A 21,159-nucleotide genomic window follows, 5' to 3' on the forward strand; every position below is an offset into this window, starting at 1 on the left:
CACAACTGGTTTGGTGAGATTGCTAGAGACCGAGGCCGCGCTTCCGACCAAAGCCCCATTCGATGCCACCACCGTCCTTCACGACGCCGGTGACGTTTTGGCCGAGCCTCCTTTCGAGTTCGCGTGACCAGGGCACGAGTTGGAAGCCGAGCCCATTGTCGATCATGGCGAAGCGCCCCGAGGCGAGCGTCAGACGCTGGCGATATGTCCCCGCCACATACTCCCCGGAGTCAGACTTCACGTAAGGGAGGCTGGTGTCGGCCGAGATTTTTGCGGCCACCTGGTCCAGTTCACGCTGGCGCAACGTGTTCAGGAGATCGCGCTGCAAGATGATGCGTTGGCCCTGCCGCCGCGCCAAGCCCTCCTGGATCAGATGCTCGGTACGGGCTTCCATGGCGTCGCGGGTCTCGCGACCGAATCCGCCCATGGCGAGCGGCATGGGGTCGCGCTCGACCAGCCTGTGGTCGAGCCAGGTCGCGCCCTTCGCGGTGAGTTGCTCGGCAAGATCGAGATCGGAGCGGATCGCCAGCACCACAGTCGGCCGTGGATCGCCGGCTTGACCGAAGCGTCGGACTTCGACGATGCCGCCGATCGGCGGTGCGTGCTCGAAGGCCTCGATACCCAGGAAGCGTACGTGATGGGCGCGTCCATCGGTTCCGTCGATCAAGGCGTAGGCCTCGCCAGTTAGTTCGTCATGCAATCCGCGGTCGACCAGTCGTCCGATAATCTGAGACGTCGGCGGTCCACCTTCGATGACGAAGTCGGCAACGCCGCGCGCTTCCCCACGCTCGGTAAAGGCGCGGTGCATGGTCTTGATGATATCGCCGCGCATGCCGAGGTCGCGCAAGCTGCGCTCGGCTTCGAGCCCGACCATCCATTCCCCAGGTAGCTCGGATGCGGCGAGCCCCATCTTCTCCAGGTGTTGAAGGCGACCGACCATCAGGCGCCGGATCTCGGGATCGGACTTGCCGGAATTCTCTGGGCGGAGATCGATCGAGCCGGTCTCATCAGCCGCCAGCCGGATCTCCCGGTCGAGTCGCGTCCATCGTTCCGCTGTGACTTCCCTCTCCAGCGAAGTGCAGATCTCTTGCTCTGGCTTTGGACCGAGTTCGATGGCGACCAGTTCCTCAGCGCGTGAACGGAGGCCCTGGCTGATGTAGTCGCGGGAGATCACGAGGTCCGCCCCTTCCTGATCTACTCCCCGAACGAGAAGATGGACGTGAGGGTTGTCGGTATTCCAATGATCGACGGCCACCCAATCGAGTCGCGTTCCAAAGTCGGTCTCCATCTGCTTGGCGAGGTCGCGGGTGAAGTCCTTCAGGTCGGTCATGTCGCCGGCGTCTTCCGGCGAGACAATGAACCTGAAATGATGCCGGTCGTCCTTGCAACGTTCTGCGAAAGCCGCGCTATCGGCGCCGTCGCCGCCGGCATCAAACATCTCGGCCCGCTCACCACTCCGGGTCACGCCGTCGCGCTTCAGGTAAGAAAGATGGGCGGTCAGTGGTGCTGAGCGGAAGGCTCGCCCTTTGTGACGAACCACGCGCGCCTTCACCACAACGCGCCGTGTCGGGCTGAACAATCTGGCGCGGCTAAAGGCGAGGCGCCCGCGGCCAAACGTCGAGCGCCCATAGGCCGCCGAACGCCTGCCGGACAGGGTCTGTCCCGAGGTGTGTCCTGCCTTCTTTGCTGCCCGCAGCACCTGGTTGATGAAGCTCTTCTGCTTCGGCGCGTGTGTACTGCGGATACGCCCGGGCCGAATACGCAGATCGCTGTCGCCCACGCTCACGGCAGGGCCTCCCAACGATCAAAAACACGCACGGTGCCGAAAACGCCTTTGATTGCATTCCTAAAAATGCAAGGCGCGGCACGCGCCCCGACCGATCGGCACGCCAGAACCCAAGCCATGCCAATGGCTTGCGGTTCGACCGGCGAGCCCCTTTTATCTCGCCGTCCTGCCGTCGTGGTCTCCCAGTCGCCGGATCCCGAAAGAGTCGCCGCAACCTCGCAGCTGACTTGCGAAGCCCCCACTGCTTCCGAGCGCTTGCGATAGCGATCGTTACCCGAAGGGCCGAGACACCCACAGGGTGGCTCGGTGAGGAGCGAAGCGACGAGTAGAGCGCGGGCCGAAGGCATCGCCCGTACGTCCTCAGCACGCGCCACTTGCTTGGTGAAGCACACCAAGCTCTGCGAACTCGCACACTTGGTCATTGTGATACTCCGGAACCCGATCGAGGGACGAACACACCGATAGACCGGGGGATCATGGGCGAAACATCGCCCGCCGGGATTGCAGTCGTGACACCGCTCGACGGCAAAAGCACCAGCAACCGATCGTGCGTTTCCGTGAGATCGGATCGCGTGACGAATAGCGTGGCAGCCGCTGATGATTGTCCACTGGACGTCCATCCCGGCGGCAGTTCGATGGCAAGCAGATTTGCAAGCCTTACGACGTATGCGCGCGTCTCGTCTGGCAGAGAGCCGCCTGCGAGATGCTCTTCATAGCGAGATGGTCCCGCGTTGTACGCGGCAAACACGCCAGGCGAGCCATACCGATCGAGCAGTTCGCGCAAGTAAGCCGTTCCGGCCAGAATGTTGTCGTGCGGGTCGTAGGGGTCGCTCCCGAGATTGTAGCGCTCGCGAAGCTTCGCCCAAGTCGCCGGCATGATCTGCATCAGACCCATTGCGCCCTTTGGCGATCTGGCGTGCACATCACCAGCACTCTCGATGCGTTGGACTGATCGGATCCAGTTCGGCGCAATCGCAAAGCGTTGCGAGGCTTCATTGATGAAGCCGGCCAATGAGTGTGCGGTCTGATCGATCGCCGGCGGCGCGGCTGATCCGCTCTCGGCCAAAGCAGCGCTGTCGAACGCGGTCAGAAGAAGCAGCAGGAGCACGACAGCACGACCGTGCGTATCCACCCGACCCAGGCACGCGGCCGGTCTCGCGCCAGCCTTGCCGACATCGATCGAGACGGAGGAATGATCCCGCAATCGATCGAACAAGGGAATGGCGAGCAGAACACGTCGAATACGCACGATCACTCCTCCCACGTCCACACCGGCATCGCGCGGCCGATCACGCTAGATGCCGGAAGAAACCCAAAATACCGGCCATCAAGAGAGTCGTCCGACTGCCAGTTCATCAGAAACAGCTCGCCGTCGCCGATGACGCGGCAGCCCTGCCATTTCGGCAGCGGCCTGCCGCGTCCGTCGCGGTCCCGCGCCTCGCCCATTGCAATGTCGTCGACCGAAATCGTGAGGCCGGTTCTGCAAACACTCTGCCCCGGAAGGGCGAGCACGCGCTTCAGCATGGGCACGCCGATGGGCAAATAGCCGTTAAGGTCGAGGAAGGTCGCGAGCGGCTCCGGCGGCTGCACGGCGACCAATTCGGTGACTTGGAATTGGTCCGCCGGTCGGAGACGGTAGAGACCGATCGGCACGCTCGCGGATGCGTTCCAGATGTAAAGCGGAAGCGGCTCCAGGACGATCGTCGCGATGAGCGCAGCAACAGTTCCAAACATCGCGATGAGTATCTTCAGGGAGCCATTCATCGCATCACCCTCTGCCGATGAAGCCAGGCCTGATGGCGCGCTTTCGTATACGGGCGCGGGCTTTCGTTGACGGACAAGCGGTTATGGACGTGATGCCAATGATCAGGCGCTACATCAGCTGGATCGATGCCGAGCGCCTCAACGGCATCGATCATCTGCAGCACCCGCTCGACCTTCGGCCAGCCGGACAGACGCAGCAAAATCTCTCCGCCGGGTGTCACATAAGGAACAGTCGAGCAGCGCTGTCCCGGCACGACCGCGCGCAAGATGTCGATCCGCGAAATGATCGTGCCAAAGTCGTTGGAGGTCCAACGGACGAAGGCAAAGATGCTGCCCGGTGCAAATGACAGGACGCGCCGATGGGGATCCAGCTTCCGTTCCTTGACAACACGACCGAACCGAACGCGGTTTTCGATGCGCTTATCGAGCCACAACACTTCCACTTCCGTGAGAATGCTCATGCCACCGTTCCTTGACGCCGAAGCGAGGAGCCGTGAGGTTTGGGGCGGTGAAGTACCGGCTTCCGCGTCATTTGGCGCGGCCCTGCAGATTGTGAACTGACTGCGATCTCGGCGCGTAAATTCAGCTTGCCCAAAGCAAATGCATTGCCGCCAATAACGTGGCGCGCTAGATTTGAAGCTGAGGTCGATAGTGATGGGACGGTAGCGCTAGCTTCTGTTGAGGTTGCCCGATGGACCACCGAACCAAACACGCCACTTGGAAGATCACGCATACTTCGGACGAACTTGGGTTCGTCGAGGAAGTCGTTCCCGTTGCGCAGCTGGACGCTCGTCTCTCGGAGCTGCGCAGGACGTTGACGACCCGCCGTGTCATGGCGGCACCGGTATCTGCAGACATCCAATAGCAGCGTCACTTGGTACGTGGAGCGAGGGAAGCGATACATTGCTTCACCGGTTCGTGGATCCAGGTCACGAATCCTCGCGAACCGACAACCGCGGCTTTCGGCCCGCTCCGTTAGAAGAAATCCGAAGGATTTCTGGTTAGTAAAGTTAGAGCGACTGGAAAGCGCGGAGAAACAAGCTCTTAAGCCCGATTCCGGTCCCCGATAGCACGAGGATCGGGTCCCCGATAGCACGAGGGTTGCGGTCCCCGATAGCACGAGCTGATTCACAGATTGTCCTCCGAATTTGGAATGAGACCGCGCCGGCGCAGGCGTGCTGTTAGGGGATCAACAGTCCTTGGCGTGAAGTTCAGCCGCTCGATGCCGTTCGGATCGCGCGTGAGCACGAGCTGATAGCCAGGCAATGCCTGGCGCTGAACGATCTGACGTACGTCGTAAGCAAAGTGCTTGAGCGGCGAGAGGATCCCGGACTTGGCATGGAGGTGCACAAGGTCGAAACTCCAACCGCCGTGCTGGCGCCCACCATGCTTGCGCACGAGACGATAGAGCCACCGCTCAAGTCCGCCCGTCAGCTCGAAATAGGCGCGGTCGATCGTCAGCACGAGCGCGTCGTCGATGACGCCGGCATAGAACCAATCGGGCAGAATCAATTCGATTCCGAATGGGCGACCATTTGCATCAGCCGTCTCCTTCCACTCGTTGATCCAGGAGAAGCGGTGCCGTCGCCGTTCTGTCGCTTGGCGGATCGACGTCAGCACGGTCGTCGACTGAAGTCTGTCAAGACCAGCCTTCAACCGGTCATAGTCACGTGCGCTGGTGCCACGGCCCACGAACGTCAAAATCTCGTAAGGCGTTGCAGCCATCAGGCGCGACGTCTTCAAGCCGGCGTCACGGGCTTCGACGATCTGAGACGCGGCCCAGATCAGAACGTCTGCATCCCAGATGGTCGCCATGCCGTGTTCCGGCACAGGCTCGACACGAATTACGATCGCGCCCGCACGGAAATCGATCGGCACAATGCGCTTGGTCTTTGCCAGGGAAAAGAACGGATAAGCCATCAGATCCTGCGCGTCGCGGGGCGCGAGATCGCCGGGTAGCGCCCGAAAGAGCTCAAGCTGCTCGCGCTCGGAATGGTGTTTGCGCTGCATGGTCACTGCTCTCACACGGCAATCAGCGACGTTCCTGGCCCGCATACGGGCGCAGCGCGGGATGCTTCTTCGCCGGCAGCACCGTTCCGTTGCCGGGATCGGACGTCGATGTCTTGGCGCCCCGGTCGGCCCACGCTTTCAGGTCATCGACGGCGTAGACAACACGTCCGCCGATCTTCCGATACGTGGGCCCAGTACCGTACGTGCGGTGCTTTTCGAGTGTGCGGCCTGACAGGCCAAGATAGCGCGCGGCCTCAGGTGTGCGCAGGAAGCGCGGGGGAAGACCGGCCATCGGATCGGGCATTTGAGGACTCCAGGAGGACAGCGCACTACGCCTGGCTAGGCCGGCGTGCGTGCGGTCATCATGGAGGAGCAGGTTCTCGGAGGGGGATGCCGAATATGGAGGGAGCGATTTTCGGCACCCCTTGGGGACTGCGCTACTCGTCCTTGCGTCCGTGCTGCAGGAGTTTGCGGTAACCACCGCGCATCAATGCGAGGCCGCCTTGCACCAAGCGGATTGTTCGATTGCGCAGATCATGCGTCTTCCAGGCGCGATCGGGGATGCGCTCTCTGCCGAACATTGCCTCGGCGATCGTGCGATAGCTACCGCCGGCGCTATGCGCATCGAGCGCGCGGATCGCGGCGCTCAGGCGCTCGCGCTTCTGTTTGGATAGCGTGTGAAATGCAGGACCTGGCGCGCGTCCATTCATCGCGCGCCACAGCCGGCGGGCTGCATATGCACGTGCGCCGAAATCATCATCAAACGGCAGTTCGGCTGCGTATGACGCGCCAAGCACCGGCGGCTCTTTGGACCAGACGCGGTGATCTGCCGCACCGATGCGCAGCACGGCGTGCCAGCCGTCGACAGCGCGGCGCACCTCACCTGCTGTAAGGTCGAGCAGTGGCTGATACGACGCCCCGCCGTCGTCGGCCACTGCGACCTTGACCGGAACGACCGCCGCTAGAACTTCCGGCGCCCAATAGATCGTCTGCTCGTCGAAGGACCTCTGCGGGTCATGGGCGAAAGCAGATACCCCATTTCCTCCTGAATTCATCAGTCACTTCGCCGTTCGGACTGTCGGCAATCATCGCCTCGTACTCACGCCGATAGTCGGCGTTGCGGCGGAGACATTCCCAGGCGATGTCGGTGACTTCCGCGTCTTGTAGGCTCTTGTAGGATTCCGGCGACCGCCAGTCGAACTCAGGCATTGCTTCCGTCCCATTGCACCCTGCTAACAACGATTGCGCCGCAATAGGTATGAACGAAGCGGTTGTAGGAAGCCCCTAGTTTGGCACCACGTGGTGCACCGGAATGACCACCCGTTAGCAAAAGAAAATAGTTCTGCCTGCAAGTCAGCAGCCGGCCATTCTCTTCTACTTGGAGCCCGTGCCACGTAATAGGCGACCCTGCTCGGTTACCCATTTGGCACGCGCAAGGTGGCTCTGATATGCGCTCCGCGCACGCTCCGGCTCTCGCTCGGGGTCCATATGCAAGACCAATCGAGCAACTTCGCGCCAGTCCGCTCCCTCACCTTCGGCTTGCAGAACGCGAACGTACGTGACGACATGCTGTTCGTCATAGGCCGTGAGCGTCGGCTCGTTCGGCGCACTGTCCGCTACGTCTGGATCTAGGGATGGCTTCTGCATCATACCCGCTTTTAGAACGCCTATAAGCTACGCCATGGTTTGGTCGCAATCCAGACCTCCGTTGCCCGTTGGAATCCTGGATATTCGTTCGGTAGATCGGCGGCCGAGTTCGGTCGCGCACGCAGCGTCGCCACAGCGGATAGCATGTTCGGACACGAATAGGAACGATCGTTCCTAGAACGATCGTTCCGGCTCAGTTCCCATATCGCCATGGATCTCAAAGAGATCATGGCTGTGAACCTGCGTCGGAAACGCCACGATCTACAAATGACGCAGGAGGAGCTGGCCGAGCGCGCGGGCTTAAGCGCCCGATACGTCGGCGCCATCGAGCGCGGCGATGTATCAGCAAGCGTCACTGTGCTCGGACAAATTGCTGAAGCCTTAGGGGTCGAACCGGGGGACCTGCTCAAAAAGGCTGCGCGGCTTAGCAAATAGTAAGCCGCCCCGGGCCAGCCGCGAAGCGCCCCGCCCGGCGGACCGGACGGGGCTTGGTGGGGCGCTCTTACTCGCCGGTCTTGCGCGGCCGCGACCACAGGAGGGTGTAGCCTTCACCACCCTCGTCATCGAACAGGTTCGCGTAGATCGGAGCGTTGAAGGAAGGATCGTCGAGCTTGAGCGAGAGGTAGTCGCGGCCCTCTTCAGAACGCTTCGACCAGGCTGCCCCGATCTCGGCTCGGCCCACGTAGATGCGGTGGCTCGGAGCGTTGTCGTTGGAGCGGTTGGTCTCGGTGACGATACGGACGCCCTTGGCTTGCAGGCTCAGGGTGACGATCTCGCCCTGGAAATCGTTGCCGACCTTCTTGAAAGAACCGATGTTAGCCATGTCACTTCTCCTGTTGTGTTTCGAGCCCGCGACCACCGCGGCCTCGATGGCGATCTAGGGCCGACGACGATCGGCGACGCACCCGCTCGGGCCGGAGCGCAGCGGAGGACGCCGTTGTGGCGACTTTCTTGTCTCGCGAGGAATGGGCGAAGCCCAGGGGAAGAAAGTCGCATCAACGGCGTTGCGGCTCAGGCGATCGAGGCGAAGCCGGTCTTCGGCCAGATCAAGCCATCAACGAGGCCACGTGCGTCCGCGTGCTGAACCACAATCTCTGGAGAAGCGTGGCTATCTCGGTTTCGACGAACAAGAGGTCGAAACGATTCAGCGCGGAAAGAGAAACAATCTCCTGCAAAGGGCGGCTTCGTCTCCCAAGAACCGATCGAGGTAACATCGCTCTGCCGCGGCTGCGTGGGCCAGACCGAATGCCGGCAAGCTTTATCGAGGAGTTCCGAGGAGGACTGCCTCTCCCGCGCTCAGGCTTCGATCATCCCCCGTTCAACCGCGCCGACCTGCACCTGATGAAGGCGGAAAAGATCACCCCCTCGGGCCACGCGGCCGCAAGAAACTGGTTATGACGGGTTCTCGACCACCCCGCCCGGCTCGAACGGGCCGGTCTTCGCCAAAACCATCAAGCGCGTCCATGACGTAACGCCAATGCAAACTGCGCCGAGGCAAGCGAAGACCTCACGCCAAGTCAGCGAAGGCACCCCGATCTGGGACAGGGCGAACACCACGTGATAGCCGGCGGCGGCGGCCGGAACAGCGAATGCCGTCGTGATCGCAATGCGCAAGGCCAAGGACCGGGTAATAGCGACGGCGACCTGGCCGAGGACGAGCGTCAACGCGCCGCCCGCCGTTCCGAGAAGCAGCGCGCCGATGAGGCTGGCACCGCTCTGAAACGCCGTCATCCCGAGACTCAGCGCGACGAAAAACGGCAGGGCATACACTGCGAGCGCGAAAATCGCCCAGCAGAATAGGCCGATGCCGAGTGTGTTGAGAACAAGCCCAATAGCGAGCATGGTGGTGGCTCCATGTGCATAGATGTACCAGTTGCGCCTTCCACCACCACCACGGCGCAATTCTGGATATGAGACCGAAAGGAGGCGGAGTTGCGGCGTGAGCAATTCCGCCTCGGAGGCTTGGAGTCGAGAAGACGGCGCTCACGCGCCGCCGAACCTCCAGACGGGGATGCCGAGCCGCTTCGCCTTGTCGGCAAGGTTGTCCTGGATGCCCGTGCCCGGGAAGTGCATAACGCCAATCGGCAGCAGTTCGAGCATGGCATCGTTGCGCTTGAAAGGTGCTGCCTTGGCATGTTTCGTCCAATCAGGCTTGAAGGCGATCTGAGGCACTTTGCGGATCGTCGCCCATTTGGATGCGATCAGTTCGGCACCCTTCGGGGAGCCGCCATGGAGCAGGACCATGTCGGGATGCTTGGCATGAACCTTGTCGAGACGATCCCAGATAAGGTGGTGGTCGTTGAAGTCGAGCCCGCCGGTGAGTGCGATCTTCGGCCCTGGCGGCAGCATGACCTCGGTCTCCGCGCGGCGCTTGGCCGCGATAAAATCGCGGGAGTCGATCATCGCTGCGGTCAGCGTGCGATGGTTCACCAGTGATCCCGATCGAGGGCGCCATAATGAGCCGGTCTGGGTCTCGAAGCGCTCGATGGCCTGATCACGGAAGAGCTCCAGGCAGTTGCGGCGCTCGATCAGCGAGATGCCTTCCGCCGTCACGCGCTCGAGTTCGACCGATCGAATTTCGGAGCCATCCTGGTCGCGCTGACTTTTCTGTTGCGCCTGTTCGTTGTCGTCGAGTTGGCGACCGATGCGGTCGACGGCACGATGGAACAGGTTGACAGTCGACCAGAGCAAGTCGTCAAGGTCCGGCTCGAGCCGAGTATCACTCAACGTCGCGATCAGGGCATCGAAGATGTCAGCGACGGCACCGGTAATGATCCTGCCCTCGGGAAGCGGCCGTGGATCGGGCTGGTCGTCGAAGGGGCGGTAACCGAAGAGCTGCAATTCGGTAAGAACGTGTTCGGTCGCAGATGCGGCGTGCGGCGGTTCGATGTCATTGTGGTCGGTCATGGAGGCGATCCTTTGCCCGATCGGCCGCGACCATCGCGGCCTTCGTGGCGATCACTCAGGCGGCAGGCGGAACGGGCCAGAACCCGGAGCAGAGCGGAGGGCCGAAGCGCAGCGGAGGATGGCGGAGGCCGGCTATTTTGCTTCGCGATGCAAAGCGCGCTCACCAAATGGCTAATGTGTCTTCTCATCGCCGGCGCGCGGCGGAAAATAGCCGGACGCAGCCATTGCCGGCCCGAGCCGCTTGCCGTCCGATCGCCCTCTAGAAGGCCGTGGTCGCGTCCTCTTCCGGCAGTGGCCCGCGACCGACCTGTCGACGCCCATCGAATTGCCGGGGCTATTCCGCGGTTGCCATCGACGAATGCAGGAAACGGACGACGTCCTCCGGCACGAGTTGCAGTAGCAACGCTGCTCGGAGGGCCTCGAGGCCGAAGATGTGCAGATCTTCGTTGAAGTCGCCCAGCCGGGGCGACAATACGATCGCTTCAATGCCGGCGGCTTCTGCGCGCTGGGTGAGAATAGCCTGTACGGCATCTCCGGCGGCATCTGCGTCACGGGCGATATAGAGCCGACGCAGGCCAGACGGCAGCAACATAGCTGAGAGGTGATTGGCCGAGAGAGCAGCGGTCATGGGCAAGGTCGGCAGCACATAACGCAGCGACAGCATGGTCTCGATCCCCTCGCCCGCAGCGAGCACGTCGTCCACCACGCCGAAGCGAACGGCGTTACCAAGCAGGTCGCCCTTGGCCCGTCGTGGCGTGTCGATCGGGGCCTTGCCGAGCCGCACGCGATCAAAGCCGTATGGATCTAGCCAGGTGCGATGCACGCCGGTGATCCGTCCCTCGAGGTCCGTGACAGAGCCTATCATCGCCGGCCAGGTTTCAGTCGGTAAATGCTCATCCGGTCGGTAGTAGCAACGTGGGTGGAAGCGGAGGCTGCCACCATGGTGGATGTGGCCTATTCCGCGACGCTGCAAGTACGTTTCGGCCGCCGTCCCCTCGATCGGACTGGATATCGCGAAAAGCCGACGAGCGGCTTCCTGCGATCCGGCCGGCACGACTGGACGAATAAGTTTCTGAGCTGGTTGCTGTTCAGAACGGGGTAGTTTCAGAAAACGCCTCGCCTCCTCGGCGACCTCGCGGAAATCTCGCAAGGCGAGGCTTCCGCGGATGATGTCGAGGAGATCACCATGCTCCCCGGTCGCGGCATCGGTCCACTTGCCGGCGGGGCCCTTCGGCGATTCCTGGAGCCGCACGAACAATGAGCGGCCCGGGGTGTTGTGGACGTCGCCGACTACCCAGTACCGTCCCGCCCGCTTGCCATTGGAGAGATAGTGTCGGCACACCGCCTCGGCCTCGCGCGCGAGGCGGCGTACCAGTTCGGAGACATCGCCGGACATCACGCGGCTTCCCGATCACTGATGCGCGCAACCGGATAGGTGTCGAGCACCTTCGACAGGATCTCGACACCGCTCGCGTCCGTGGGCACGAACATGCGCAGCTTCCAGGAGATGATCTCCCCAAAGAGGCCGTAAGCACGGAGGCGATCGCGTATCGTGTCGTTGAATCCCGACAGCTCGATGCGATGTGCACCCATCACCCGGACGCGGCGAAGCTGAAGTCCCTCCGTTAGATCGAGGACGGTCCGTCCTTCCATCAGTGCGGCAAAGGCAGCGACCGGCGTCAGCGAAGGCGCGTCCGTTGCAAGGACGTTTGCGACCCACGCGGCCGAAACCTTGCGTCCGATGATGCGTTCGCCCGCATCAGTCTGAATGCGGTAGACACGCGTCGATTCGTTCGGCAGCCGCTTCCAGATGGGGAGCAACAAGCCCGCGACGACGTGGATCGTGCTTTCCGTGAACTCGGGCACCTCGGCAAGCTCCGCCAGCCAGGCCGCAGCGAAGCGCTCACGGTCCGCTTCGATCCAGTGGCTCTCCGCCATCATGCTCAAGGGGACCGTGTGCTGCTCCATCGATCGGACCAGGCGGACGCGCCGTTCGATCTCGCCGTCGTCGAGCATCACGCTCGCCGCCGGGACCTGCACAACGGCTCGGCCCGAGCGCTCATTGATCAGCAGGACGGCATGGCGATCGGAGAGACGAGCAAGAGCGTCATCCAGACTCACGGGGCGATTGCGCTGACGCTGAGTGATCGTGAGCAGCCGCGTCTCGGCGCCGGTCCCCGGATGGTCATAGATCGTCCGCCGGTCGGTGACGACAAAGCTTTCGGCACGGAGCGTTTCCAGCCCGACGTCGTAGGTACCCGACGCGACCGCGCCCTCGATCCGAGCGGTCAGGAGCTGCTCGAAGGCGGTGAACAGCACATTCTGTAGGTCGATCGTGAGCGCCAATAACCTGTTCAGAAAGGTCGTGATCGGCGGCAGGTCATCCCTGAGCCCGTTGGCATCCATGAGCTTCAGGCCGGTCGCATCCTCGAACCTTTCGAGCGAGCAGCCGTCGACCTTCCCTCGCGCGAGCAAGATGTAGAGTTGGCGCAACGCATCGCGCCCGTACTGGCTTTCGAGGTTGTCCTCGGGCCGGAACAGGCCCTGCCCTCCGGTCTGGCGCTGACCGCGCGTAATGGCGCCCAACGTGTCGAGCCGGCGGGCAATAGTGCTGAGAAAGCGCTTTTCGGCCTTCACATCGGTCGCGATGGGACGAAACACCGGAGGCTGCGCCTGGTTGGTCCGATTGGTCCGGCCGAGGCCCTGGATCGCGGCATCGGCCTTCCAGCCGGGCTCGAGCAGGTAGTGGACCCGCAAACGGCGATTCCGGGCCGACAGTTCGGCATGGTAGCTCCTCCCCGTACCGCCCGCGTCGGAGAACACGAGGATGCGCTTGACGTCGTCCATGAAAGCCGAGGTCTCGGCGAGGTTGGCTGAACCGGCTCGATTTTCGACCACCAGCCGATCGCCCTTGCGAAGGATGCGGCGCGAACGACCGGTCACTTCGGCGACCAGTTCGGTGCCGAAGCGCTGGATGACCTGATCCAGTGCCCCAGGTACCGGCGGTAGTGATGCAAGCTTCTCGATGAGGCGGTCGCGTCGTGCGACGGCTTCCCGGCTCTCGACCGGCTGGCCGTCGCGATAGACAGGCCGGGAGCAGAGGTTGCCCTCCGAGTCGGTGAAGGGCTCGTAGAGCTGGACCGGAAAGGAGTGGGCGAGATAGTCGAGAACATACTCGCGCGGCGTGATGTCGACCTGGACGTCGCCCCACTCTTCAGTCGGGATCTCGGCGAGCCGGCGCTCCATCAGCGCTTCGCCCGTCGACACGATCTGGATAACAGCGGCGTGGCCAGCATCAAGGTCGCGCTCGATCGATCGGACCAGCGACGGGGTCTTCATCGAAGTCAGGAGGTGGCCGAAGAAGCGCTGCTTCGCGCTTTCGAAAGCGGAGCGTGCCGCAGACTTGGCTTGCCCGTTCAGCGTTCCGGCTGCGCCCGTGATGTTGGCGGCCCGCATCGCCGCATCGAGGTTGTTATGGATGACGCTGAACGCACCGGCATAGGCATCGTAGATGCGAACCTGCTCCGGCGTCAGTTGGTGGTCAACGAGATCGTACTCGACGCCCTCGTACGAGAGCGAGCGGGCTGCGTAGAGACCGAGCGCCTTGAGGTCGCGCGCCAGCACCTCCATGGCCGCGACCCCACCTTCCTCGATCGCTTCGACAAACTCGGCACGGGTGGCGAACGGGAAGTCAGCGCCGCCCCAAAGGCCGAGGCGTTGGGCATAAGCCAGGTTGTGGACCGTGGTGGCGCCCGTCGCCGACACATAAACCACGCGGGCATTCGGCAGCGCGTGCTGGAGCCGCAGGCCCGCACGGCCCTGCTGAGATGCAGCCTGTTCACCGCGCTCGCCCTTGCCCCCGACCGCATTCTGCATGGCGTGGCTCTCGTCGAAGACAATCACTCCGTCGAAGTCCGAACCCAACCATTCGACGATCTGCCTGACACGCGAAAGCTTTTCGCCGCGCTCGTCGGTCCGTAGCGTGGCGTAGGTGGTAAAAAGGATGCCTTCCGAGAGTCGGATCGGGGTGCCCTGCCGAAATCGAGACAGCGACGTAACAAGCAGCCGCTCCATTCCGAGCGCGGACCAGTCTCGCTGCGCATCCTCGATCAGCTTGTCGGACTTGCTGATCCAGATCGCGCGGCGGCGGCCTTTGAGCCAGTTGTCGAGCAGGATGCCGGCGACCTGCCGTCCCTTGCCCGCGCCGGTGCCATCGCCCAAGAACCAGCCGCGGCGAAAGCGGACGGCATTCGATGCGTCGTCGCGCGCGGCGGCCACAACATCAAAGGTCGTGTCGACCGTCCAAGAGCCTGCCAGGAATTTGGAATGCGCCTCGCCGGCATAGATGACGCTCTCGAGCTGAGCATCCGACAGAACTCCGTCGGCCATGACATTGGCCGGCAGGTGCGGACGATAGGATGGCTTCGGTGGCGCAACGGACGCCATCGCGGCAGACTGCACGAGCTTGGTCGGATGTGCGCATGATCCTGCAATACGGATCGACTGCATTCCGTATTCTTCATAGAGCGCATCGGTGAGCCGGACGCCTTCCCGCGGCGACCATTCGACCGTCTCGTACGCTAGTTCGATGCCTTTTGGCGCTGCGCTTATCGAAGAGAGCGATGAACGCGGTGCAATGGCGCCGACCGATCGCGACATCGCTGGCCGGCCGATAGCAACGATTTCCGACGGCGATGCGACGGGCAGCCGTGGAGGCACATGCTGGTTCACCCAGCCAAGCAAGGTTGCGACGTTGGCCGCTGCGCCTGGCGAGGCGGGAAAAGCTGTCGGATCGGCAGCGGGCAGCTTGTCGATCACAAGCAGCCTAGTATCCGTCTGAGTGCCGTGCTTGGCGTAAACGGTCCCGTCAATGGCGGCAGAAAACACCACGCGCCCGCGTTCCTGGAGGCGAACAAAGGCATCTCGCCATGTCGGGTTATCCGGCGCGAAGCTTTCACCAGCGATGGCGACGAGGCGTCCACCGTCGCAGAGACGCGCCAGCGCCGAAGCGATGTGGCGGAGAGCCGCATCCCCCATCCGTCGATCGACATTCGCTACCGCGGAGAACGGCGGGTTCATCAGGACGACGCTAGGTGTGACACTCGCATCGAGGTGATCATCGATTTGCGCGGCATCGAACCGCGTGACCTTAACGCCCGCGAATAGATGATCGAGGAGCCCCGCCCGGGTCTCGGCCAACTCGTTCAATAGCAAGACGCCGCCGTCAAGCTCGGCAAAGACGGCAAGCAAACCAGTCCCCGCGGAGGGCTCCAGAACGCGATCGGGCTGTGTAATGCCGGCTGCGGTGCATGCGGCCAGCCCCAGCGGGATCGGTGTCGAGAACTGCTGAAGCGCCTGACTATCTTCGGAACGTCGCGTGTGGGTCGGGAGAAGACCAGTCACTCGCGCAAGCATCGGCAGCATGGCTACGGTCGAGCCGGCCTTGGCGCGCATGGCCGGACCGAACTTGCGAAGGAACAGAACGGTTGCCGCCTCGCAGACGTCATAGGCAGTCTTCCAGTTCCAAACGCCGGCCGTGTCCGAGGCGCCGAAGGCAGACTCCATAGCGCTACGCAGAACAGCGGCATCGATGCGGCGGCCGCGTTCGAGTTCGGTCAGGACCTGTCGCGCGGCCCTGACAGCGGCGGAGGTGAGATTTGCAGCGGCACGCATGGAGAGCGGCGTGGCGGCACCGCCGGCAAGAGATTCGGTCATGGCAGGATTTCTCTCGGAGAGCAGGAACGGGTCGAACCATCAGGCGCTCTCCTCTGACCCAACGGCTCAAACCCTTCCCGGCCTGGCTCTCCCTCTGAGCCCTCGCCCATAAGAATGGGGACCAGCGCTGCGCACCGGTCCCCAAGCAAGCGCAGGACGGCCGGAGCCGTCCCGCTCTGTGATGTCACTCAGCCGCGTCGAGCTGTTGCGGATCTTCGTCGCCGACGGTCTCCTGATCCTCCTCGTCGGCGAGGAATTCGGGCAGCGGGCCCGCTTCGCCCTCCTGTCCCACTGGCGCCGCATCGGGATCGACGAGACGCAGCGGCTCCGGCAACCAGCCCGAGCCATCCAGAAGGCGCTCGGCCTCCTTCGCCATCTCGGCCTTCTTCAGATGGTCGATCAGTTGCGCCGACGACTCGCCCTTGGCTTCCCGCACCGCCTCCAGAATGCGCGGCTTGGTGACCCGGCCGAGATAGTTGTCGACGGTCGGTCGCCAGCCAGCCTGCACCATGTCGAGCCCGACCGCGCGCGCCAGCACATCAGCTTGGTCTAGACGCGTGCGAACACCCTGAGCGGAGACACGGCCCTGATGATAGCGGTTGGCCGGCTCATAGACGGCGTTGGCCGCAAATGATGCACAGTGGGCGAACAGCGATGCCTGTGCACCACCATCGAGAGCCGTCAGCGCATCCCAGAGATCGTTCTCGCTCTTCGGCAACCGCGCCTTCCAGACCTCATGCCGCGCCTCGACTGCTTTGGCCGAGACGCTTTCCCTCAGCCCCGGAGCTTGGGCGGGAAAATTCGGCGTGCGAAGGCTGACCTCAAGGCAGCTTCCCGACGACGCGAACCGATAAAAGGCCGTCAGCACGAAGTTATGCAGCACTGCCTGGAACGCAACGGCTGGATTTTCGGCCAGCGCATCGCGTAGTGCCAGCGTGCGGTGCGCCGTCAGCTCGATGATCAGCCGATCCGGCAGAGGCCTGGTCGCGTCCTCATCGTCTTCTTCAGCATCAGGAGCACTACCTGCGATCGCGATCACCGTGCGCTGGACAGGAGTGCTAGCTTCTTGCCCTTCGATCACCGACGGTTCGGCGCCCTGCGCAACATCAGGATCAGTTGCCAGTACCTCGTCCTCTGGCCGGACGTAGCCCCGATCCACGGAGAGGCGTCCTTCGGAATCGATGCTGATGAAGACACCTGCTCGGGCGATCTCCATTGGTTCGTAGAGCATCGGCCGGTCTTCGAATGCCGCCAGTGCCACCTCGATTTCGCCGAGACGCCGATCGACCTCGTCCGGCAACTCGTCGGCATCCTGGTAATCCGATTCAAGCTTGGCCTGCTCGGCGTTCAGGGCGTCGATGGTGGCCTGCTCCTCAGGCGAGAGATCGACAGGTTTGCCTTCGATTTCTCGTAGGCCTTGAGTGTGACCGTAGGAGAACTCTACGGCGACCGAGATCCACTTCCAGCCTTCGGCCGCCATCGTCTCAGCTTCGGCTTTGAGCTTTTCGGTCACGAGCCGGTCGAGCAACACGATGTCCTGGAGCCAGCCGCCGTCGTCGTGCTCGAACAGATCCCGCAGAACGCCGCCACCCGCGTGCTGATAAGCATCGAGGCCCACGAATTGGGCTCGGCGATCGGATCCGCGTACGGTGTTCTCGGTGAGCAGCCGGCGGATCTGGTAAGGCTCGTCATAACCGGAACGGCTAACGTTCTCCCAGACTTGCTCCTGGCGGGCGTGATCGGCAGTGACTGAGAACGCCATGAGCTGCTCGAGCGTCATGCCGTCTTCAGCATAGACCTCATGCAGCCTTGGCGATACCGACGCCAGCCGCAGCCGCTGCTTCACGATCGCCGGATTCACGAAGTGCCGGGCGGCGATGTCTTCCTCGCTCATGCCGAGATCGCGGAGCGTCTGGAAGGCCCGAAACTGATCGAGCGGATGCAGACCGACCCGCTCATCGTTCTCTGCCACCGAATCGTCCGCAGCAATGCCCCCTTCACGAACAACGCACGGCACCGCCTGCGTCTTTGACATGCGCTTCTGTTTCACCAGGAGTTCGAGAGCGCGATAGCGCCTGCCGCCCGCTGGCACCTCGAACATGCCGGTCTCGTTGCCATCTGCATCAACGACGGCCCGGACGCTCAGACTTTGCAGAAGCGTACGCTGCGCGATGCTCTCGGCCAGCTGCTCGATCGAGACACCGGCCTTGACGCGGCGAACGTTCGACTGGCTGAGAACGAGCTTGTTGAAGGGAATGTCCCGGGAAGGCGACAGCGTGATCTTTTGTACGGCTTTCGTCATTTTGGCTCTCCACGACGGGCGGCCGTGAGACTCTCTCTCGGCTTCCAACCCGTCGCAAACAGCCTCCCCTCCTCTCACTCTCGCGCGGCCACGAGGCCAAGCATCACGCCGCCTCGTGATCGGCGACAACCGAATCCAGCGACGCGGGCTCAATTGACCCGGGAACGAAGCCGAGCAAATAGTCCGCGGCCTTGCTCGCTTGCGAGGCGGCTCGCACAATGGCCCGATTATCTTCCCGCAGGACTTCAAGCCATGACCCGATATAGTCGGCATGGCGCACGGTCGGGACGATCCCGAGCGATGCGCAGCTGAACGCGGAACTCAACTCGGCGACCAGTTCTTCGAAGGCATATTTCTTCGTACCGTAGGATCCGCTCTGGTCGCGATTGAGGCGGGAGGGATGCCCGGTCGCATGACCGAGTTCATGCAGCGCTGTGCGGTGCCAGTTGATGGGTTCAAAATAGGCCTGCGGCGGCGGGACCTGAACGAAGTCTTCGGCTGTTGCATAGAATGCGCGATCCCCACCGATCCGAAATGGAATTCCGCTGGCCTCGATCAGGGCGTCGACGGTGGGTTCGATGAGGCCAGCCGGCGGTGGCGGCGCAGCGGTGGCAATACCATCGGGCAGATCTTCGCACTGATCGATGTTGAAAACGGTAAATCGTTTGAGGAATGGAATTGCCTGCGCGTCTTCGCCGGTCTCAGCTGCGCGTCGCTTTTCGTCATTCGGCACGAAACGATCCGCGTAGACGACTGTGGTGCCGCGCTCTCCCTTGCGAACATGGCCACCGAGCGAGAGGGCCTGACGGAAGGTGAGCCAACTTTGACCTGTAAATCCGCGTTCGATCACGGCTCCCCAGAGGATGAGGATGTTCACCCCACTGTATTGCCGGTTGGTCGACGCGTTTTTCGGCATCGCGAGCGGCGCTTTCGCCGCGGCCGTACCCCAGGGCTGAACCCAGGGAACGCGTCCGGCCTCAAGCTCGGCGATGATCTTGTCGGTGATTTCGCTATAGAGGTTCGCGCGGTCCTGGCCGGCGCGCGCACGAGCAGTAGGGTTTGACATCGCGGGTCTCCGCGACGGGCACCGCGAGCCTCTCTCGCAGCTTGTAACCCGTCACGGAAAAACCCAGCCTGCACTCTTACTCTCAGCCTCTTCGCAATCTGCCTCAGGGCCGCAGGCCCTGATCAGGCGTGCGCCAGGGCGCATCGCCTTCGAGAAATGGCACCCGGAGAGCGTGAGCATAGCGACCCGAAGGGGCACGCGGGTCCGAGTGCAGCGACGAGACCGGTTCAATAGCGGCACCCGGGAACGGGGCAGTGATAGCGATCGCCGCAGGCGAGCCCCTTTTCCGAGTGCCCCCGGCGAGGAGCACCAAAGCTCTGGCGCGAGGGATCGAAGCCGCAAGGCCGAGACGCTGCGCGGCTCGGTTCATATGTGGACGGCCCCCGACTTGCAAGAAATGGCTCTGGCAGCATGCTCGGATCGCTTGCGCTCATATGTCCGGCCTGTTTTCGGGTCTTGCGACCACCGGCCAAGATGGGCTTCGCGGACAGTGAGATCCAAACACGAGAGCGGCATTTTCTGCCGGTAAACCGAGCGGAGCATTTCACTGACCGGCTTGCGCCGAACGTACCACCTCTTCCTGTCCTGCAAGTTCCGCCCCCAGCGTCAAACCTGCCGGTCTGGCGCCAAGCTCTGCATTTCGTTCAAGTCTATGTCGGCATCGGCATGACGCTGCTTGCAGGCCGGTACCGCTCGCCGCTGACCATCAGTTTCCAGGCGATCCGCGCCAGCTTGTTTGCCAACGCTATGGCCACCAGTTTCGGCGGTTTGCGCGCGATGATGTCTTTCAGCCAAGGCCAGGAGCGAGTTTCCCGGCGACGCATATCTGCGATCACAGCCGTCGCCCCAGCCACCAAAACGGTTCGCAACATGCCGTCGCCGGCGCGGGTAATGACGCCAAGCCTGTTCTTTCCAGCCGTCGAATGATTCTTTGGGGTCAGGCCGAGCCAGGCGGCAAAGTTTCTCGCCGACTTGAACCCTCGAGCATCCACGACTTTGATTGACAGCAGCGTCGCACCGATCGGACCGACGCCCGGGATAGCCGCCAGCCGTCGGCTCATCTCGTTGCTCCGGTGGAGTTGCATGAGCTTCTTATCGAGCTTGGCGATCTGGTCGTCGACGCGCGCCAGCTCAACTGCCAAGGCGTCCAACAACTCTTTAGCCAGGTCGGGGACTGTTGCATCGGCCTGAATGTCGATCAGCAATTGTTGAAGACGCGAAAGCCCCTTGGGCGCGGTAAAGCCGAATTCCGCGGCGTAGCCGCGGATCGAATTGGCAAGTTGGGTACGCCTGCCTATGAACTGGTTGCGCACACGCGCGAGCATCTGTGCACCCTGCTGCTCAGGGCTCTTGATAGGCACAAAGTTCTTGCGCAGTTTCGGCCGACTTGCCGCTTCGCAAATTGCCTCGGCATCCGCAGCGTCGGATTTCCCGCGCGGCACGTACGGTTTGACATATTGAGGCGGAATCATCGCCACGTCGTGCCCGCGCGATTGCAGCTCCCGCGCCCAATAGTGCGACGCCCCGCAAGCCTCCATCGCGACAAATGTGGGCGGCAAACGACTAAAGAACTCCAAAACCTGCCCCCGTCTCAACTTACGCCGCAGAACCGGCTGCTCGGTCTCGTCAACGCCATGCAGCTGAAACACACTCTTCGACGTATCCAGACCGATGCGAACAATCGTTTCCACGGGCGGCTCCTTCGTTTGAGGTCAGCGACGACCTCTTTTTGCCACGCACTGTGGCGGAAGGGGGCCGTCCACCCCAACACGAGAGCCCGGTGCGGCTCTGGCCGCACGCGCACAGCAGTGAAAGACCTGAGCGAAGGAATGCAGGCAATCCTGCGAGAACCGCCTGACATTTCCGCAGTGGCCTCAGAACGCGGGAAAACCTCGTCCTCTGCTGACAGGGAATCCCAGCCTTGTGCTAGCAGCCGGAACAAACGGCGGGTCACAGGATTCG

The 21,159-nt window shown here is 62.6% G+C and carries 18 protein-coding genes; 1 reads left to right on the forward strand and 17 read right to left on the reverse strand.

Translation table 11 applies throughout. The annotated features are described in order from the left end of the window. Positions 1 to 22: 22 nt before the first annotated feature. From ACVIIW_RS00095 to ACVIIW_RS00135, 9 genes are all read right to left on the reverse strand, one after another. Entirely contained in the window at positions 23 to 1,786 is a 1,764-nt protein-coding gene (locus ACVIIW_RS00095) for a relaxase/mobilization nuclease domain-containing protein (RefSeq protein WP_456698867.1), read from the reverse strand. Between the two features lie 418 nt (positions 1,787 to 2,204). Continuing rightward, entirely contained in the window at positions 2,205 to 3,035 is an 831-nt protein-coding gene (locus ACVIIW_RS00100) for a lytic transglycosylase domain-containing protein (RefSeq protein ID WP_456705047.1), read from the reverse strand. A gap of 2 nt (positions 3,036 to 3,037) precedes the next feature. After that, the gene (locus tag ACVIIW_RS00105; RefSeq protein WP_456698868.1) at positions 3,038 to 3,550 is read right to left on the reverse strand and encodes a S26 family signal peptidase; all 513 of its coding nucleotides are present in this window, start codon (positions 3,548 to 3,550) and stop codon (positions 3,038 to 3,040) included. Further along, a complete protein-coding gene (locus tag ACVIIW_RS00110) occupies positions 3,547 to 4,011 on the reverse strand; it encodes a DUF2840 domain-containing protein (RefSeq protein ID WP_456698869.1) in 465 nt (154 codons plus the stop codon). Before ACVIIW_RS00110 ends, ACVIIW_RS00105 begins: the two co-directional genes overlap by 4 nt. Positions 4,012 to 4,678: 667 nt before the next feature. Continuing rightward, entirely contained in the window at positions 4,679 to 5,560 is an 882-nt protein-coding gene (locus ACVIIW_RS00115; RefSeq protein WP_456698870.1) for a replication initiator protein A, read from the reverse strand. Positions 5,561 to 5,582: 22 nt separating this feature from the next. Further along, the gene (locus ACVIIW_RS00120) at positions 5,583 to 5,864 is read right to left on the reverse strand and encodes a helix-turn-helix transcriptional regulator (RefSeq protein ID WP_456698871.1); all 282 of its coding nucleotides are present in this window, start codon (positions 5,862 to 5,864) and stop codon (positions 5,583 to 5,585) included. 133 nt (positions 5,865 to 5,997) lie between these two features. Further along, complete coding sequence (locus ACVIIW_RS00125; protein WP_456698872.1) at positions 5,998 to 6,495, reverse strand: DUF2285 domain-containing protein; 498 nt, start codon at positions 6,493 to 6,495, stop codon at positions 5,998 to 6,000. 79 nt (positions 6,496 to 6,574) lie between these two features. Next, on the reverse strand, positions 6,575 to 6,769 hold the full coding sequence (locus ACVIIW_RS00130) for a transcriptional regulator domain-containing protein (RefSeq protein WP_456698873.1): 195 nt from the start codon (positions 6,767 to 6,769) through the stop codon (positions 6,575 to 6,577). Between the two features lie 165 nt (positions 6,770 to 6,934). Continuing rightward, on the reverse strand, positions 6,935 to 7,207 hold the full coding sequence (locus ACVIIW_RS00135; protein WP_456698874.1) for a DUF2285 domain-containing protein: 273 nt from the start codon (positions 7,205 to 7,207) through the stop codon (positions 6,935 to 6,937). A 210-nt stretch (positions 7,208 to 7,417) separates the two neighbouring features. Between ACVIIW_RS00135 and ACVIIW_RS00140 the strand changes: the two genes are divergently transcribed. Then, a complete protein-coding gene (locus tag ACVIIW_RS00140) occupies positions 7,418 to 7,642 on the forward strand; it encodes a helix-turn-helix domain-containing protein (RefSeq protein ID WP_456698875.1) in 225 nt (74 codons plus the stop codon). Between the two features lie 67 nt (positions 7,643 to 7,709). On the opposite strand, the gene ACVIIW_RS00145 is transcribed toward ACVIIW_RS00140, so the two are convergent. The 8 genes from ACVIIW_RS00145 to ACVIIW_RS00180 form a co-directional block, all read right to left on the reverse strand. Then, positions 7,710 to 8,030 carry a DUF736 domain-containing protein gene (locus ACVIIW_RS00145; protein ID WP_456698876.1) on the reverse strand — a complete coding sequence of 107 codons (321 nt, stop codon included), beginning with the start codon at positions 8,028 to 8,030 and terminating at the stop codon, positions 7,710 to 7,712. 569 nt (positions 8,031 to 8,599) lie between these two features. Further along, on the reverse strand, positions 8,600 to 9,154 hold the full coding sequence (locus tag ACVIIW_RS00150; RefSeq protein ID WP_456698877.1) for a hypothetical protein: 555 nt from the start codon (positions 9,152 to 9,154) through the stop codon (positions 8,600 to 8,602). Positions 9,155 to 9,190: 36 nt separating this feature from the next. Beyond that, a complete protein-coding gene (locus tag ACVIIW_RS00155; protein WP_456698878.1) occupies positions 9,191 to 10,114 on the reverse strand; it encodes a DUF2493 domain-containing protein in 924 nt (307 codons plus the stop codon). A gap of 334 nt (positions 10,115 to 10,448) precedes the next feature. Next, positions 10,449 to 11,510, reverse strand: coding sequence for a DUF7146 domain-containing protein (locus tag ACVIIW_RS00160; RefSeq protein WP_456698879.1), 1,062 nt, complete (start codon positions 11,508 to 11,510; stop codon positions 10,449 to 10,451). Beyond that, positions 11,510 to 15,829 carry a strawberry notch-like NTP hydrolase domain-containing protein gene (locus tag ACVIIW_RS00165; protein ID WP_456698880.1) on the reverse strand — a complete coding sequence of 1,440 codons (4,320 nt, stop codon included), beginning with the start codon at positions 15,827 to 15,829 and terminating at the stop codon, positions 11,510 to 11,512. The genes ACVIIW_RS00160 and ACVIIW_RS00165 overlap by 1 nt, the downstream gene beginning before the upstream one ends. A 184-nt stretch (positions 15,830 to 16,013) precedes the next feature. Then, complete coding sequence (locus ACVIIW_RS00170; protein ID WP_456705048.1) at positions 16,014 to 18,131, reverse strand: ParB/RepB/Spo0J family partition protein; 2,118 nt, start codon at positions 18,129 to 18,131, stop codon at positions 16,014 to 16,016. A gap of 103 nt (positions 18,132 to 18,234) precedes the next feature. Then, a complete protein-coding gene (locus ACVIIW_RS00175) occupies positions 18,235 to 19,197 on the reverse strand; it encodes an ArdC family protein (RefSeq protein ID WP_456698881.1) in 963 nt (320 codons plus the stop codon). Between the two features lie 650 nt (positions 19,198 to 19,847). After that, complete coding sequence (locus ACVIIW_RS00180; RefSeq protein ID WP_456698882.1) at positions 19,848 to 20,888, reverse strand: IS110 family RNA-guided transposase; 1,041 nt, start codon at positions 20,886 to 20,888, stop codon at positions 19,848 to 19,850. Between the last annotated feature and the right edge of the window lie 271 nt (positions 20,889 to 21,159).

The sequence above is a fragment of the Bradyrhizobium sp. USDA 4449 genome (genome assembly GCF_054056275.1).